General features: G+C 64.8%; 12 protein-coding genes. 9 read left to right on the forward strand and 3 right to left on the reverse strand.

Translation table 11 applies throughout. From position 1 onward, the window contains the following. The first annotated feature begins 2 nt into the window (after nucleotides 1-2). Together FOJ82_RS13425 and FOJ82_RS13430 are read left to right on the forward strand one after the other, a co-directional pair. Nucleotides 3-1,124: a hypothetical protein gene (locus FOJ82_RS13425; protein ID WP_143939010.1), complete on the forward strand. Its 1,122-nt coding sequence runs from the start codon at nucleotides 3-5 to the stop codon at nucleotides 1,122-1,124. Continuing rightward, on the forward strand, nucleotides 1,117-4,239 hold the full coding sequence (locus FOJ82_RS13430; RefSeq protein ID WP_185975801.1) for a toll/interleukin-1 receptor domain-containing protein: 3,123 nt from the start codon (nucleotides 1,117-1,119) through the stop codon (nucleotides 4,237-4,239). Before FOJ82_RS13425 ends, FOJ82_RS13430 begins: the two co-directional genes overlap by 8 nt. 56 nt (nucleotides 4,240-4,295) lie before the next feature. Here FOJ82_RS13430 and FOJ82_RS13435 read toward each other — a convergent pair whose 3' ends face one another. Further along, nucleotides 4,296-5,432: a hypothetical protein gene (locus FOJ82_RS13435; RefSeq protein WP_143939012.1), complete on the reverse strand. Its 1,137-nt coding sequence runs from the start codon at nucleotides 5,430-5,432 to the stop codon at nucleotides 4,296-4,298. 518 nt (nucleotides 5,433-5,950) lie between these two features. On the opposite strand from FOJ82_RS13435, the gene FOJ82_RS13440 reads away from it, so the two are divergent. Then, nucleotides 5,951-7,063, forward strand: a complete 1,113-nt coding sequence (locus FOJ82_RS13440) for a hypothetical protein (RefSeq protein ID WP_143939013.1) — start codon at nucleotides 5,951-5,953, stop codon at nucleotides 7,061-7,063. Here the strand turns inward: FOJ82_RS13440 and FOJ82_RS13445 are convergent. Then, on the reverse strand, nucleotides 7,052-8,728 hold the full coding sequence (locus FOJ82_RS13445) for a hypothetical protein (RefSeq protein WP_143939014.1): 1,677 nt from the start codon (nucleotides 8,726-8,728) through the stop codon (nucleotides 7,052-7,054). The two genes, FOJ82_RS13440 and FOJ82_RS13445, sit on opposite strands and share 12 nt — an antisense overlap. A 200-nt stretch (nucleotides 8,729-8,928) precedes the next feature. On the opposite strand from FOJ82_RS13445, the gene FOJ82_RS13450 reads away from it, so the two are divergent. The 6 genes from FOJ82_RS13450 (at nucleotide 8,929) to FOJ82_RS13475 (ending at nucleotide 14,576) form a co-directional block, all read left to right on the forward strand. Next, complete coding sequence (locus FOJ82_RS13450) at nucleotides 8,929-10,146, forward strand: OmpA family protein (RefSeq protein WP_143939015.1); 1,218 nt, start codon at nucleotides 8,929-8,931, stop codon at nucleotides 10,144-10,146. 26 nt (nucleotides 10,147-10,172) lie between these two features. After that, complete coding sequence (locus tag FOJ82_RS13455; protein WP_143939016.1) at nucleotides 10,173-10,922, forward strand: hypothetical protein; 750 nt, start codon at nucleotides 10,173-10,175, stop codon at nucleotides 10,920-10,922. A gap of 16 nt (nucleotides 10,923-10,938) precedes the next feature. Further along, the gene (locus FOJ82_RS13460; protein ID WP_143939017.1) at nucleotides 10,939-11,631 is read left to right on the forward strand and encodes a hypothetical protein; all 693 of its coding nucleotides are present in this window, start codon (nucleotides 10,939-10,941) and stop codon (nucleotides 11,629-11,631) included. Beyond that, the gene (locus FOJ82_RS13465; protein ID WP_143939018.1) at nucleotides 11,628-12,371 is read left to right on the forward strand and encodes a hypothetical protein; all 744 of its coding nucleotides are present in this window, start codon (nucleotides 11,628-11,630) and stop codon (nucleotides 12,369-12,371) included. The genes FOJ82_RS13460 and FOJ82_RS13465 overlap by 4 nt, the downstream gene beginning before the upstream one ends. Before the next feature lie 76 nt (nucleotides 12,372-12,447). Then, on the forward strand, nucleotides 12,448-13,437 hold the full coding sequence (locus FOJ82_RS13470) for a hypothetical protein (RefSeq protein WP_143939019.1): 990 nt from the start codon (nucleotides 12,448-12,450) through the stop codon (nucleotides 13,435-13,437). 5 nt (nucleotides 13,438-13,442) lie between these two features. After that, nucleotides 13,443-14,576, forward strand: a complete 1,134-nt coding sequence (locus FOJ82_RS13475; RefSeq protein WP_143939020.1) for a hypothetical protein — start codon at nucleotides 13,443-13,445, stop codon at nucleotides 14,574-14,576. Nucleotides 14,577-14,801: 225 nt separating this feature from the next. Here FOJ82_RS13475 and FOJ82_RS13480 read toward each other — a convergent pair whose 3' ends face one another. Beyond that, on the reverse strand, nucleotides 14,802-15,263 hold the full coding sequence (locus FOJ82_RS13480) for a hypothetical protein (protein ID WP_143939021.1): 462 nt from the start codon (nucleotides 15,261-15,263) through the stop codon (nucleotides 14,802-14,804). Nucleotides 15,264-15,366: the final 103 nt, after the last annotated feature.

The following is a 15,366-nucleotide window of genomic DNA, read 5'->3' on the forward strand; positions in this document are numbered from 1 at the left end:
AGATGGCATCGACTGCCGTACCGACTGTCAGCGGAAAGTGTCTCAGCAGTATTCGGGCTCGATGGCTGATCAGCGGTTTCTTAGCACTCTCAATGGTCCTCACAGCAGGATGCCATGAAGAGACCGGGCCGCAGCGTGCCGACTTTGGTCTCGCAAGTATGGACGACGGGCTCGCACGGCTTTTCGCCGACGGTTCGGTCACCCCGGTGGAAGTGGAGGGGAAAGGTGTCGACGGAGCCTCCGAGGTGGCTTGGCGGGCTGACGGGTCAGCGGTCATCCTCGCGGAAGGTCGGCTCATCGCGGTAGAGCGAACAGGCGCCTGGGCCGGGGCGAATTGCGTCGCCTGCTTGGGCTTGGTCACAACCTCTGACGGAGTCGTGACATCTCAGCCGGTCATGTCGGGATTCGAACTGGTCATGTTCGGGGATGAACTGACTGAGGTTTCCAGAGTGCCAGCGCGGCTGTCGTCACGCCGGGTCCCCATTCAGGGAATCACCGACGCAGCAGAGCCTGAGGTCATCGGTGTGGACCCCTGGGGAAGGATCGTTGTGAATTACCTGTCCCGCGATGCATCGTACCGGGGTGGTCCCTCGACATTGGCGCTGCACGGAACCGACGGTTCCATCCTGAATGAGGTGCAGTTGAAAGGAGTTCCGATCGAGCTCTTGCAGGATCCAAGCGGGTACCGGCTTGCCGTGGCAAGCCACTCATCTGGAGGGGTTTGCCTTTTCGAGGCGGGCCTAAGTGTGGTGGAGTTCAGATCAGACAAGATGCTGGTCCAGCCCGTGAAACAACTCCCGGACCCGAACCAATTCTCCACCTCAGTCTCTCAGCTTTCCATGGACGAAACTGACTTGGTTGCCTGGGTCCAACTGCAGCCGATCACCGGCGCGGGGGGCTGTAGCCCGGACGAGATCTCTGTAACCGGTCTCCGCATCGTCCCGGGCCCCACCACGGTTCTTGAGGCCGACCCTGACCCAGGTCCGGTTCCAATCGGATCCCTGGGGCGGAATTGTGAGGCAAAAGTTTTGCGGGACCCAATTTCCGGCACCTTTTGGCTTGATGGCAAGCCACTGCCCGCGTCGGGTATCAGGCTGCCCAGAGAGGGAGGTTGCGATGGCTGACTTGAACTACGACGCGTTCATCTCGTATCGCTCGACAAAGAAGCACGTGGCACGCGCATTGAAGAATGGGATGGACAGGCTGGCAAAGGCCCATCATCCTGAACGACAGTTCCGCGTGTTCCTGGATGAGGCATCACTTCTGGTAGGAAACCTGTCGGCAGAGATCCAAACCGCGCTCGATCGCAGTCGCTGCATGGTAGTGCTCCTGTCCAAGGACGTCACTGAGTCCACTTGGGTGGACATGGAGATCGAGTACTGGCTTGCCCACGGGGGAGCAGTGGACCGACTGTTCCTGGCCCGGACCGACGACGTCAATCTTGATTGGCGAGGTGATGGTTGGCAATCCCCAGAAGCACTTCCCCCCACCCTACGCACGCTCTTCAAGTCTGAACAGAAATGGTTGAACCTGACCGACGGCAAGAGCGCAACGGCCCGTGGTGACCAAGCTCGGCTTTATGCCGCAATCATCGACACCCCCCTGGAATCACTCCTGCTGGACGAGGCGGCACTGGAGCGTCGCCGCAAGGCCATCACTGTCGGCATCGCTGCGGTCATGGCAGTCCTCCTTGTTGCATCGGTGGGCCTAGGCTGGTGGGCCCTCGCAAGCCGCAACACCGCCCAGACCGCTGCAGCGGAGGCGCAGGCGGAGGCGCTAGCCGCTCAAGCCGTGATGGCAGCACCGAAGTCTCCCGTCCGAGCTGCGAGCCTCGCTCTCTCCGCCGCTGAACTATCGGACTCCGCTTCGGTTCAATCGGCCCTTCTGGCCGTCGGTTCGCAATCAGGGCACATTCTGCACACTGTGCCAGCCCCGGAAGGCCAACTAGTCGCGAAGGCCATGGCGCCTGACGACTCGACGTTTGTAACCATCAGCCGTCCTGGCGAGGAACCGCTGTTGACTGTGTACGACACGATTAGCGGTGAGGTCACTGCAACGGCTGACCTTGAACGATACACCGACGACGTCATGCTCGTGGATAGCTCCACCCTTTTGTTGTGCTCCCCCGCGACCGGGTCATGGATCGCACAAGTGCTGGGCACGACTGTTGAGCTCAGGGAGCTCGTCCAAGCTGATCTCGGATTTGACCCTGAGTTCCCCGAAGGGGTGCTCGGTGGCTGCCGGATGGAACGGGTACATGACGGGGTTCTGATGGCCTCGCGCAGCGGAACCACCGGATACGCCATTCATCACGTCACTGCAAGCGGTGGAGCACGGCTAATCGGCGAATCAGACGAGTATCTGGAAGCTTGGAACCTCCACCCGGGTGGCGACGGCGACCGAGTTCTGGTGACCACCTGGGACAGCGCCTACACGATCTCGACCAGGGGGGAGCCAGGACTTTCCCCGCTCGATGGCCTGTCGGTGGACTTCTTCTCCCTGAGGGTTATTGACACCGACTCCGAGGGCTCCTTCCTCATCAGCTCCACCGATGACAAGACAAGTTGGTACATCCTGCGGCGTAACGGGCACAGCTACGAGGTAGAGCCCGTCCCCACTGCAGGGTCGGTACATGCCGTGGCGGCCCAGCACGTTAACGGGCGTATCGCGGGGTTCGTGACCTTGGATGAGAACAGCGAGGTCACGGATGAACTCCAGAATGCATCGGGTCGGGTGGGAAACGCCCGCGGCGGCGATGGGACGTGGCGTCAGTACAGTCCAACGCTGGTGAGAGTTTCGTCGGATTATTCCAAAGAGTTCTCCAAGTACGTGGCTGTATTCGGTTCTTCGGCCTTCGTTCTTGATTTCACTCCGCAGTTCCCGCTCGGTGACGGATGGCTCACCATGGAGTCTGGATGGGTGATTCATCCTATCGGAATCTCACTAGGCAATCCTGACGTAATGGGCGCTGACCCAATCCTTGCGTCGTGCGAAACCAATGTCCTTCTCCGCACAACCGGAAATAGCGGCCCCATCCTTGTCGTCGAGGACGGCTCATACGAGGTGCTGGAGGATGACACGTGGAACGAATTCGATGCTGAGTGTCGTCTGGTGACCTCGTCGCCGTCATTCTCCATCCGTGACAGGCGGGGCGATGAGACAGTGCTCAAGTCAGTCACGGATTTCGGGGACCTGCTGCTTGGCTCTGATCACTCGGTGTCGTTCAACGGGGAAGCTCCCCTCGAGATCTACTCACATGCCGAGCTCGATGCACCGTGGAGGGTACGTGCGGACTCACGTGGAGGCGCGGCCACCCTCAACTCCGACTCGAATGGGGTCCTTAGTTTCTCGGATCGGGCGCTGTTTCTGCAGGGTGGGCATCCGATTGCAGAAGTCGAACTCAAGTCCGGACAGACGATCGCGGCAGTTGCGCCGAATGGCCACGCCGTGGTGCTCAGCGACGAGGACGGAACTATCATTCCTGAGATCCTCACCCCATTGGGGTCCGAATCTCTCATGCACTGCACAGACCCCGACCAGTTCCACACACCCCGGTTCGTACCGCCGCCAGGCTTCGCGACCGATAGATCTCTGGCTACTGAACCTGTTCTTGTGATGCGCAACTCGCAGGATCATGACTACGTGAACTGCTTCACCGGGGAAAGTTGGGTTGGGTTGGATCCTGAATCCTTGAGCGAGTACGAGATCACTACATCTGGCGGGCGAGTCGTGGTGCAGGACCGTACGGACTCCAGTCTCAGGCTGGTGACTTGGGTCGGACAGGATAACCCCCGTGTCACCACCGTCGCACAGGAGAACTTCGAACGGTACTCATGGTCGGAGGATGGCAACTGGTTCGTCACCGCGGTTCATGACCAACCGACCGTAACCATCAGTCGGACCGGCGGTGACAAGGTCACTGAATCGCGCATTCTGGATGCCGGGCTCGGTAGTGGTCTCATGGTGCAGTTTCTCACCGACAAGGGGCTTCTCGTCATCATGAACCCCGCCGGGGAGTTCATCCTGGTAGACGCAGCCACGGGTTTCGAGTTGGGACGCGGTGTCACGGGAGTCGAGGTCCTTGGATTGTTCATAGCAAAATGGGGCGACTTCGTCTCAGTTGGGCTACAGACAGAGGCTGTTGGTCTCGGGTCCGCTACGACCTTCCTCGACATCCCCATCGGTACCGATGCCCTCACGGAGAACCTCTGCGCCATCTACCACGATCCCAACTGCTGATCCCGTTCCGACCCCAGCAGGACAAGAGCCCTCTCATCAGATCGGCGCTCCCCGGATCAGTCCTCGTCGCCTATTGAAACCCCCGCGAAGGCGAGGATCTTGATTACCTCACTGGCAATGTGGCGGTCATACACCTTCGCGCCGTCGCTCACCCTGCTCCCCTCGGGGCCGTCCCATGGCAGCATCCACCTGTGATCCTGGGCTCCGTTTCGGCGCTGGTTGATGGCCCAGCGGCGGTGCTCGAGCTGTGCAAGTCTCTCAACCTGCTCGGGGGTCGGCCTCACAGCTGTCGCGGCGCCGTCGGAACGCTGCCAGCCCCACCCCATCGCGGCGTGGACGACGGCGGCCCCGATCAGCACAGCGCGGTTTCCGGCCCTGTTGAACTCGCTCAGGTGGTCCCAAATCTCGTTGGCCAGATCGGAGTCCGTGGCGTTGCCGGTGTCGGTACTGACCGTGTTGTAGGCCAGGTGGACCAGCGGGGCCAGGGCCTCCACCGTCTCGAACGGCAGCACTTCCTCGTAGTCATCCGGCCGTCGGCACGTCCACCCGGATCGAGCCGCCAACGCCGGCAGCCGGGAGGCGAGCTCGACGGCAGTGAACTCGTTGGCAGGGTCGCACGGCAGGCCCAGCAAACCAAGGATCTCGGCGGCCATGGCCCTGAGCTCCCCTGGAGTAGGGATGATCGGACGGGCTGGCTCCCAATGCCGATCCAGGAGGATGTCCCCGGCTGACAGGATCCTTGTGATTGCGCCCGTCAGGATTTCGATCTGATCCCGCAACTCGGCGCTCTGGTGGGTCAGGGGGACCGGATCACCGGACTCCAGCAGTTCCGGCGTGAGCAGGATCGGCGGCTCCGGGCGAGTCACGGCCGATTCGGTGGCGCACACCCACGCTGTGTCCTGCAGCAACTGTTCAGCCAACAGTGCCTCCGGCTGAAACCAGCTGGACCTTGCCCGTCGACGAACAGACCCCATCCTGAAAGAGGTCACACCCGCCACCGTCGGAAGGAACTCACCGTCCTCCAGCACTGCGGCCACCCGGGCCTCGGGAAAGGCGACGGCCACGGCATGGGCGAGGCTGAGGCCCACGATCGGGTCCGCCAGCGCCACCAGAACCGTCGGGCCCGTGCTTGAGCCCCGCCGTTCCTCGGGCCGCGGCCAGTCCGCCACCAACTGGCGCACCACCTCGACCACCGGGACCGCTCGCGAGGGACAGCCCCGCCACTCCAATTGGCCCTGCGGCCAAGTGACAGCTGCAACCTCGTCCACCCAGTCCCGGCCACCACCGACACAGCTGACCACCAAAGGCTGGCCGGGGTCGGACCAACCCCTCACCAAGGCCTCGACGAGGTATCGCGCCGTGGCATCGTCACCCACAACGACCGGCGGCGGCGCCACAGCACCGCGCGGCCTTGGCGGAAACGCTGCTGTCACCTCCCTCGCCAGCACCGGGAGCCATGCAACGGAATCCACCAGATCGCTCCGGAACACTTCAGCCACAGCCGGTTCACTGAACACCGCGACCGCCCGCGCCCCGGGGTTGGAGCGGCGAAACCGGGACAGGAGCATGGCCGTCTCCCTGTCAGACTCCCCGATGACCAGGTTCTGGGGTGCTTGCTCGTGCTGCGTCGTCACTGATCTGCTCCTGTGTGGTCTGGCATGCTAAGTCTGGCACCCGACACTCCGGGTGACGGACATTCTACGGGGGACGGATGGTGGCGGTTCGGACCGTTCAGATCGTCGGACACAGCGACGGTCGCTGGCTCACCTGGCGCTGGTCGGCGCGTTATCCTCTTGGCGTCGCTGAAATCCGGAAGGCCGACGCCCCACTCGCGCGCCTGCACGCGGCGCTCCCGAAGGATGAGCAATCCCTGGCGTTGGAGGGCGATCTCACCGATCGCGACACGGAACTCACGCTCATGCAGGAACTGGCAGCGGTCCTGCTGCCGCAGTCACTGCTCACGCAACTCATCGAGGCGGCAGCATCCGGGGATCGCCTACAGGTTCGAATAGCGCCCCCACCCAACGCTGCGGCTGTCCCCTGGGGTCTGCTTCCCGTTGATGAGGAGCGACGTCTGCTCGATATCGCTGATGTTTCCTGGATGGCACCCATCCTGCCCAGGGACCTCCGCCACGACGCGCCGTCGCCGATGCCCTGGGGCACTGCGCGCAGTCTCCCGCCCCTGCACGTCATCGACCCGTTCCTCCCCCACAGATCCCGTGTCCTTTCGGAGGCGGACCGGCAAGATCTGGGCATCGCCAACCCATCCGATATGGGACGCCCGTGGAGCGCCGATGGCCTCTCGCGGGCGCTCGGGCAGCCACGATCCCGGCTGTTTCTGCTCGGCCACTGTGAAACCCCGGGCAGTTCAGGAAACATGGGATTCCTGCTGGCCGACGACACGGGCGCCTCCCCGGACCCGCTGACCGCCCACGAACTCATGGCTGAGCCGGAGAAGTGGCCCATGCCACCGAGGGTCGCCGTCGTGGCCTGCGCCTCGGGCACCGACATGCTGGATCTCGAGCCGTTCGGTCTGGCAGCCGCAATGCTCCACAACGGCGCAGACACCGTTCATGCCACCTTGTGGACGCTGCCAACCGAGACTGCGCTCCGCGCCGACAAATCCAACGCCACCCGGGCCTTCCTTCAATTGGCCAGGGGGTTTGAGGCGGCTCAGTTGGCTGATGACCCCGTCGAGGCCTTGAACGCCTGGCAGCGTTTGTGCCTGCGGGAGTGGCGGAACCCAGCTTCGCGGGGTACCTCGCCCTTGCTCTGGGGGGCGGCCATGACCATCACCGCCCCTCCCCGCCAGTTACAGGAATAGGCAGGAGCCTCCACTGCCGAGGTCGGATCTGTTTCCGTCGGTGTAGTACAGACGGGGCACGGCGGTGAGCGGCAGTTCACCCTGCCTGGCCGCCAGGTCCCCCGGAGCCACCACTCCTGCCACTCGTGAGAAGATCACCAGGTCCGCAGCCACCTCGGTACGACCGCACTCCAGTGCGAGTTCGATCGCGAGGTGGGAGGCAGGGTGGAACACTTCGGCAAGCCAGTTCCCGCGCAGGTCACGATGCCGCATCCGGAACCGCTCCTCGTCGAGGCGTTGCACCGCCGCCAGGGCATGGCGGAGCGCTTCCTCCCGGTTGTCGGAGCGCAGGACCTTGGCCAGGGCCAGTTCGGCCCGGGCCCGCCACAACTCCAGGCCGGTCAATCGTTCGAGCCGGACCAACGCCCTGCGCAGCAGTCGCTCCGCCTGCAGGGGATGCAGGGAGTCCGGCCGAGCCAAACCCTCCCCGGCCTCAACCAGCAGCATGGCCTCCGCGCGCTCACCGTCAGGCATCCCTTCGAGCCGCTCAACGCGTTCGACTATGGCATCTGCACCTTCAGTGTCCTGCACCATAAGCAGCGCGAACCGCACGGATCCAAGGTCCCTGCGCCACCTTCCGGTGGCGAGCCGCACCCCCCTGGAGGTGACGTCCGATTCAACGGCTACGGACAGTTCGTCCGCACTGGCCTGGAGTTCCTCCAGCGGATCCTGTGGTGCGATCACGGAGGCAACGGGTAGCGGAGTGTCCGGGACCGGGCTGCGGTCATGTCGCAGTCCAGGACGGGGCACTCCGGCCAGGCCGGCCCGAACCTGTTCACCCAAGTCGAACTGGTGTTGGGCGTCGGCAAGTTGTCCCCAGATCCGCAGGCAGGTTGCGTACTCGTGATGAAATCGCACCCTGGTGAAATCCATTCCGGTTCGACCTGCGAGCAAGGCATCAACCTGCCGCAGCAGTCGGACGGCCCCACCGATCTCCCCCGTGCCGCGCAGCGCTGCAGCGGTGGTGAGGTGGTGCTGGATCCGCAGCCGACGCGACGCCCCCGGCTCGCGCCACGAGGGTAGGTCACCCGTCAGCAGGTCCGCAGCCTGCGCCACGTCCCCGGTGGCCAACAGTGCCGCCCCAAGCCGGGTCCTGGTTCCCAGAATCCGCTGACCTGGATCTGCTCGTGCAAACTCGGCGAGGGCGTTTGAGATGGCTGAGACGGCTGCGGCTGGGCGGCGGGCTCCGAGATTGGCCTGACCCATCGTGCTCCAGGCCCAGCCTGCCAGGCGGTGGTTCGGGTGGTGTCGCAACACCTTGGCCGCCTCGTGTGCCTGCCGATACAGCCCCGCAGCGGCAAGGCAGGCTGCCAGCTCCAACTCCGCGGCAGCGGTCAGGGTCCCACCTCCGGATTCGGTGAGCCGGGCCAGCGCCAGCACCGTCCGGGTGAGCGAGCGCGCATCGGCGAGGCTGCTGTGGTCCTCCCGGTGGCGCAGGGTGCGGGCGAGCAGGAGCAGGGTGCGAACACGGACCGCGAGGTCCTCGGCGGAGTCTCCCGCATGGATTGTGGCTCGGGCGAGGTCAACCGCCAGATCCAGATCCCCTGCCAGATCCGCCGCGACGACTTCCTCACGCTTTGGCGGCGAGGTTGCAGCCCTCGCCGATCCGCCCAGCCCGCTCCCCATGTCAGCCCCATCTCCTTTGCCACATCGTATTGCCGGAATCCCCGAACTTGTCGTCAGTCGCTCCGCCTATTGGTCAAAAGCAAGGCACGGTTCCGGCCCCGGACGAAAGATCTGAAAGTCGTTCCCGGGATTCACCGAAACCTGGCATCTCTGGTCCGCCAAGTAAGTGAGAGCCACCCCTCTGGAAGGAGAACTCCCTAGTGAAGAACCCCATCACCGCCCTGCTCTGCTCGGCCACGCTGGTCGTCGGGCTCGGCGCCTGCACCTCGTCCCAGGCCACCGAGCTGGAGCCCATCGCCACCGATGGCGTCGTCATCGTCACCGCATCGCACGCCAACGTACCCATGCCCCGACTGTCCCCCAGCAACCGTGAACAGTTGGGACTCGCGCTGGAGCGCTCGATGCCGGTCAGCGTCGTGTCTGCGGATGGTTCACCGGAACCGGTGGCCATCCAGATTCCAACGGTCACGGGTGGCAACGGACCCGCCCGGCAGCGCAGCGTTTCGAAGGCGCTGAGCACAGTCGAGGTGGCGGTCACCGCACTGCCGAACTCAGACGAGGTGTCGGCCTACGGTGCCCTCGCCGTCGCACGGGACTCCGCCCTGGCACTGGGGCTCAAGCGGCCCGTCATCATCTGCCTGCTGTGCGGGATCGACACCGTCGGGGCGCTGGGCATGACCGCCGACGGGGCGCTCCGTTCGGACCCGGGCGACGTGACGGACTACCTCCGCGCCAGCGGCCAACTGTTGGAGCTGGGTTCCGGATTCGAAGAGATCGAGATCCACCTCACCTCAACGGGCTGGACGGCCGGCCCGCAGGCTCCCCTGTCCCCGCAGGATCGCGACAACCTCACCGCCATCTGGACCGCGGCGCTGGAAGCAGGCGGCGCCGTCGTGAAAGTGGATCCCAACCCCCTGAGCGGCGACGCGGTGGTGACTCCCCACACCGTGACTCCCGTCTCGGTGGCTCCGCCGGAGCCAGTCGTCCCGGTGGAGCCGACGCCCGAGGAAACAGCTTCGTGCACCCCGCAGCAGTTCAGCTTCGACGGCGCTTCCGGCGCCCGTTTCCGTCCGGAGACTGCCGAGTGGGTGAGCCTCGATGAGGCCCGCGCCGCTCTGACTCCAATCGCCCGGTGGCTCGCAGCTGTCCCGTCGCGCACTGCCCGCATCCAGGGCACGACGGCCAACGTCCACTCAGGAGATCCGGATGAGGGCATCGAGCTTTCCCGGAGGCGGGCAGAGGCTGCAGCGGCTCTTGTGATCGAACTCGGAGCCGCACCTGAGCAGATCGTTGCGACCGAGGGCCTCGGCCCCAACTACCCAGAGTACGTGCCCGACCACGACGCCGACGGCAACCCCGTCCCCAGCCTCCGGACCAAGAACCGCAAGGTCATCGTGATCCTGCGCGAAGAATGCTGAACCCGACCCAAGAAGGAGCCAGTCAGATGAAGAAGAAAACCTCTGTTGCCATCAGCGCCGACCAGGCACACATCCCGGACGCGCTGCCGGTCTTCCTCCTGGTCCCGGACGAGCCGCTGCGTTACGGCTGGTGGACCCGCACCCGCGACCACTGGGCGGGACGGCAGGACCGCCTCCGCGGAACCGAGCACATGGAGCCGCTGCAGACCGCCTCATCGGCCTGGCTGCAGCGGCTGTTCGCCGAGTGCGGCAACGCCGTCGCCCAAGGGCGCTCCCGCACCGACGCGCTGGTGGCGTTGCTGGACAAGGAGCAGGCTGCCCTCGCGGCGGAGGAGCGCGTCGCCGCCGACCACATCGGGCAACTGGCCTCGGACCTTGCCGAACTGCAGGGCAGCCCGTTGCGCGAGTCCCTGGGCGCGGGAGAAGGCTTCAGCGACGACGACGAGGTGCTTCGACGCAAGGCCCTCGAGCGCCAGACTGCGCTGGCCCAACTGCGGACGGCACAGACCCAGGCGGCCGAGCGGCGGCGGACCGTGCTCCAGCAGATCGACGTGATCGTCACGCAGAAGCGTTCCCACTGGAGCGTGCTGCAGGAACGCACCCGTCAACTGCTGGAGCACTACCAGCGTCGCGCCAGCACCTACGCCCGCGGGATGAGCCGCCCCTCCCGTGGGATCACGTTCCTGGCTCCCGTACTGCCAATGCCTGACTGGGCTGCGGCGGAACTCGGCACCGGTGGTTACACGGCTGCCACCCCAACCCAGCTCACCCACTGACGGAAGGACCCAAGACATGAGCTTCTTCAGCCGACTGCGTTCCCTCTTCCGGGGCCAGCCCGCGCCCGCGACGCCCCGGCCTCTGGACCGAACGCTGCCTCCCCCGACCCGCATCGCGCTCTCCGACGTCGAGGAGGACAGCGAGCACTTCAGCCACATCAAGGACTGGGCCACCCTTTCACCCGGGGACCCCGCCTGGGAGTTGCCGGAGATCGGGCAGCAGTTCGCCTGGATCTCCGAACGGATCCAGGGCCACGCCGACAGCGGTGGGCTCGATGGACTGGTTCCCGACCTGATGGATCGCGAGATCCACCACGAGATGGCCGAACTCCGGGACAAGATCCGTTCCGCCGACGTCCAGTGCCACAAGGTCGAGGCCCGTCTCTTCGAGCAGGCCAAACTCGCCCAGTCCCAGGTGGCAGGGAAAGTGTCACAGGCGCGCAGCGACCTGCAGACGGCCTACGCCGCCTACACCGCCACCTACGAGACCCTGACCGGCAGGCGTCCAGTGCTGCCAGAAGTGCCGCTGACAGTTCGGCCCATCCTGATCAACACCGAGAAGGCAGACTTCCCCTTCGGCGTCGACGACTGGGAGAACTTGCTGGATGGTCCGGCCGGAGAGATTCCTGACCCGCCCCACGAGACCCCGGACAACGTTCGTTCCATGAACTTCAACTCGCACGAGCCCCACGAAGGAGAACTCCCATGAGCCCAAACCCCCAGACCTCTCCCTACCACCGCCCACCGGGGCTCAACGTGCCCCCGGTCGCGCGGGTCCTGATGATCGTCGCGTGGCTCGGGATGACCCTGGATACGCTCCTGGGCTACCCGGTCATCGCCCAGCTTTTCCCGGACTTCAGCGAGGCCATCATCATCGGCCTCATGATCGGACTTGGAGCAGCGTGTGCAGGGCTCGCGACGAAAGTGGGTACCGAGTTCAACCACGGGAACAGGATCGTCGGTTGGCTTCTGCTCGTCTGCGTACTGGGCGTGGGTGCTGCACTGGCCTTCGCCCGCTGGCGTCTGGGCTTCACCGGTGGCGCGGTGGGAGCAGAAACCGGCCTTGTGGTGGAGCACACCGACACCGAGCTCCCCGCCACCGTGCTGATGCTGGTGCTCTACGTGGCATCGGTCATCGGTACCGTCTGGTCAGCCCGGAAGGTCCTCGTGCCGGAGCGGCGGGAACTGCGTCGCCATCGCGCGGAGATCGACGGCCTCGTCCAGCAACTGGCTCTCCTCGAGGCAGAATCTGTGGCTGTCCACGAACGCATCGGCGCCCGCAGTGACGGCCTGAAGCAGTTGGGCGAGTTGCTGACCCACGCGCTGAAGCAGGCCGACGCCCGCGAATCTCGCCTGAAGTCCTTCTCCAGGGACTTCATCGCAAGGGTGGTCGGTCGGCCAGATGCCACGCCCTTGGTCCGCGCTCCGCTGGAGCCCGGGGCGAACTAGTAGCGGGCGGGGCTGTTCTCGCTCCCCCTCCATCGTCGCCACCCTAGAATGTGCGAGAACGATGGAGGGGGAGTCCATGACCGAAGGATCAGACGAGCTGGCGCCAGAGGACCCGACGCCAGAACAGGCCGCCCTGACCAGGCTGATGGACACCGTCGCCCAGTTGATACGCCATCCGATTGAGAGGACGGGCTCCGGACTGGACTACGTCGAGGCCGTGATGAGAACCAAGGAGTACTTCCTTGGACTGATCAGCCACGGCATGGACCCTGCTGCCCTGACCTCCACCGGGGTCAGGACCAAGTTGCGAAACGTCCTGACTGACCTTGCCCGGGCCAAGACTAGCCGGGAGCGCAGGGAGGACCGCTACGTCGCAGGGGATCTGGTGGGCATCTCAGCAGAGGAAGCATTCCTGAGCGACGTGCCGGAGATCCTCGTGGAGGTGGCCATCCGAACCCTCCAGGTGAGCATCGAGCGGGACAGTACGCCGCAGTTGAAGCACCCTGCCGGCCTCGTCGTCAGGCTCTATCTGGAACTCGAGCACCGCATTGAGATCATGACCGACGAAGACTGGGAAATTGTCAGAAACTTCCCGGACCAGAGACAGTTCTGGCGCAAGGACCTGGCTGATCACCTGGGAAGAAGACCCAACTTCATCAGCGACACCACAGGCGCGGCAGACTCGTTGATGCGGCTGGGGATCTACCTGTTCATCGTGCTCGCTCCTCCGCAGGCCGCCGTCGTGAAACACGGCGTCATGAACAAGTTGTTGGATCTGGTTCACAAGGCCGGACCGCTGATTCCCACCGACGGCCGCAGGCTGATGCAGCGTGCCGGCGAGCTGCTTGCTTTCGCAAGGGGCAGGTACCCAATCCCTCAGGCCCAGCTCATCGAATCCGCACGGGCGCTGCAGAACCTTGCCCAGGCCACTGACGAGGCAATCATCAGTGCGCTCCACAACGCCGAGGCACTCTACGCAGTGCACGTTCCCCACCAACACCAGCACGCCCCGCAGTTCCTCTGCGTTGAGCGATGCTCCGAGCATCTTCCCGTCGAGGAGGGCTGAGGAAAATGGACCCACACATCACTCCGGACCCGGAGATCGCAGCGCTGCTGCGAAGCGCGCCACGCGCCAATGACATCATCGACGGCATCCTTGAGGGCTTCACCGCCGAGCTTGCCGAAACCATACTCGCGAGTCCTGAGCGATCAGCCCAGTTCCGTCGCCTCGTACGCCACATCGCGCCCAGCGAGGGCTGGGCCGAAGCCTGCCTTCGGGCCGACAGTGCCGGGGACCTGAACCTGCAACTGTTCGAGATGGCGGTCGCGGAGCGGAGCGCCTCGAGTCCCGGCACCAGGCTGGTCCTGGAGACGCGAGACGACGAAACCATCATCGCTCCAGGCTGGGCAATTGCCTTCGACAAGGAGGACCTGGCCGCGGCTCAACTGGCCGAGGGCGGCCGTGTTTACTGGCACCCCGGCGACATCGGGCTCGCCCCCCTGCTCGTCGCACCGGTGACGCGGGCTCCACGGCTGGCCAGCATCTTCTACACCGCCCGGGCCTGGGATGAGCTACAGGGTTCCGGTTCCGCCACGCTCCATCCCCTGGACGTCGAGCCGCACACCCTGAGCCGGGTGGCACTGGGCGAGTGGCTGCAGCGTTCCCACCCGGGGACCGGCTCGGTCACATCTCCGTTCGAAACCGATCTGGTTCGTCTGGAGACGGGTATCGCTGCGCTCGCCGAGATGCCCCTGTTGGGGCGCGCCCGGGTGGAGGCTATCCTTGACGGCGCCGCCGGTGCCGTCGCGACAGCCCATTGGCTGAGCAAGGAATGGTCCGAGCAGGATTCCGGAAAGGCTGCGGAGGTTGCCCTCGCGGGTGCGCGGGCGCTGCTCCAGACCCACCCGGAACAACTCCCGGACGCACTGAAGGCCCTGGCAGAGGGAACAGGGCGGCTGGACGACGACGCGATCGTCGCTCTGGCGCTCCGGCCTCCACTGCAGGAAGACCTGGCGCTGGCCGCAGCCGGCGAAGGCCAGGAGCCTGGTCAGGTGCCTGTTCTGGTCCAGGACGTGCTGCTCGCACGCCGCAGGCTGGCAAGGGCGCTTGCTGCGGAAGGCCTTGAAACCGGCGACTTGCCTGACCGCCCATTCCTTGCGGAGTTGGCGGCCTGGGAACTGCTGCCCCCACTGCCAGACGACTGACACTGCGCACCCGGAGCAACGACAGGGAGCCGACACCCACAGGGGTCGGCTCCTTTCCGTTGTTCCACAACGCCTACAAGTAGTCCGGTTCACAAGATCTCCGAAGAATGCGTTCCCGGCTCCGCCTTTTCGGTGAGGGACAACCCTCCCGAAAAGGAAGGAGCCATCCATGTGGTTCTACTGGTGATAGCCAACCAGCCCAAGCGTCCACCGTCTCGCGAGCGGTCACGACCCGCCCCTGGCCAGCGCCCTGCTGGCCAGGGTGTTGGCGTGATTGCTCAGGTAGGTCAACAGGATCACTTGGAGCTCGATATCGGTGAGTCGAATCGAGTCTGCATCGAACTGGTCCATGGCCTGCAGGAGCTTGCGTGCCATGTCGGGGGATGCGCAGTTGATCCCGCGGCGCTGCGCCTCACCGATGCCGTCCGGCAGCACAGTGTTGAGCACCCGCATGCGGGAGGCGAACCAGAGATCTTCTGTCAGGAGCAGGCATCTGACATCGCGTTCCTGTTCCGGGGACAGATCGTGGGACGCACCCGGCGGATGATTGTCAGAGGCTCTTGCCATTCTTGGAACAAGTAGCGCCTGCGCGACCAGATCGGCGGTGATTCCGTGGGCAGCCCTCGAAACCTCAGCCCAGACCGGCTGTTGCGTGACCCATTGCGCGCACAGGGCAACCAGTTTCACCGCCCACCTGCCTTCCTACGTCCGATGTCTTCTGACGGACGGATGGCCGATGCGCACCCCAGAAACTTGGGCCGAGCCCAAACCATGGTTGCCGACCACTACT

Origin of the sequence: Tessaracoccus rhinocerotis, assembly GCF_007197885.1 — a bacterium.
GTDB lineage: Bacteria > Actinomycetota > Actinomycetes > Propionibacteriales > Propionibacteriaceae > Arachnia > Arachnia rhinocerotis.

Bases quoted from the DNA above. Each gene is read 5' to 3' on its own strand.
- FOJ82_RS13445 (WP_143939014.1), bottom strand. From the start codon at position 8,728: ATGGGGAGCGGGCTGGGCGGATCGGCGAGGGCTGCAACCTCGCCGCCA.
- FOJ82_RS13475 (WP_143939020.1), top strand. From the start codon at position 13,443: ATGGACCCACACATCACTCCGGACCCGGAGATCGCAGCGCTGCTGCGA.
- FOJ82_RS13430 (WP_185975801.1), top strand. From the start codon at position 1,117: ATGGCTGACTTGAACTACGACGCGTTCATCTCGTATCGCTCGACAAAG.
- FOJ82_RS13465 (WP_143939018.1), top strand. From the start codon at position 11,628: ATGAGCCCAAACCCCCAGACCTCTCCCTACCACCGCCCACCGGGGCTC.
- FOJ82_RS13440 (WP_143939013.1), top strand. From the start codon at position 5,951: ATGGTGGCGGTTCGGACCGTTCAGATCGTCGGACACAGCGACGGTCGC.
- FOJ82_RS13455 (WP_143939016.1), top strand. From the start codon at position 10,173: ATGAAGAAGAAAACCTCTGTTGCCATCAGCGCCGACCAGGCACACATC.
- FOJ82_RS13425 (WP_143939010.1), top strand. From the start codon at position 3: ATGGCATCGACTGCCGTACCGACTGTCAGCGGAAAGTGTCTCAGCAGT.
- FOJ82_RS13470 (WP_143939019.1), top strand. From the start codon at position 12,448: ATGACCGAAGGATCAGACGAGCTGGCGCCAGAGGACCCGACGCCAGAA.
- FOJ82_RS13460 (WP_143939017.1), top strand. From the start codon at position 10,939: ATGAGCTTCTTCAGCCGACTGCGTTCCCTCTTCCGGGGCCAGCCCGCG.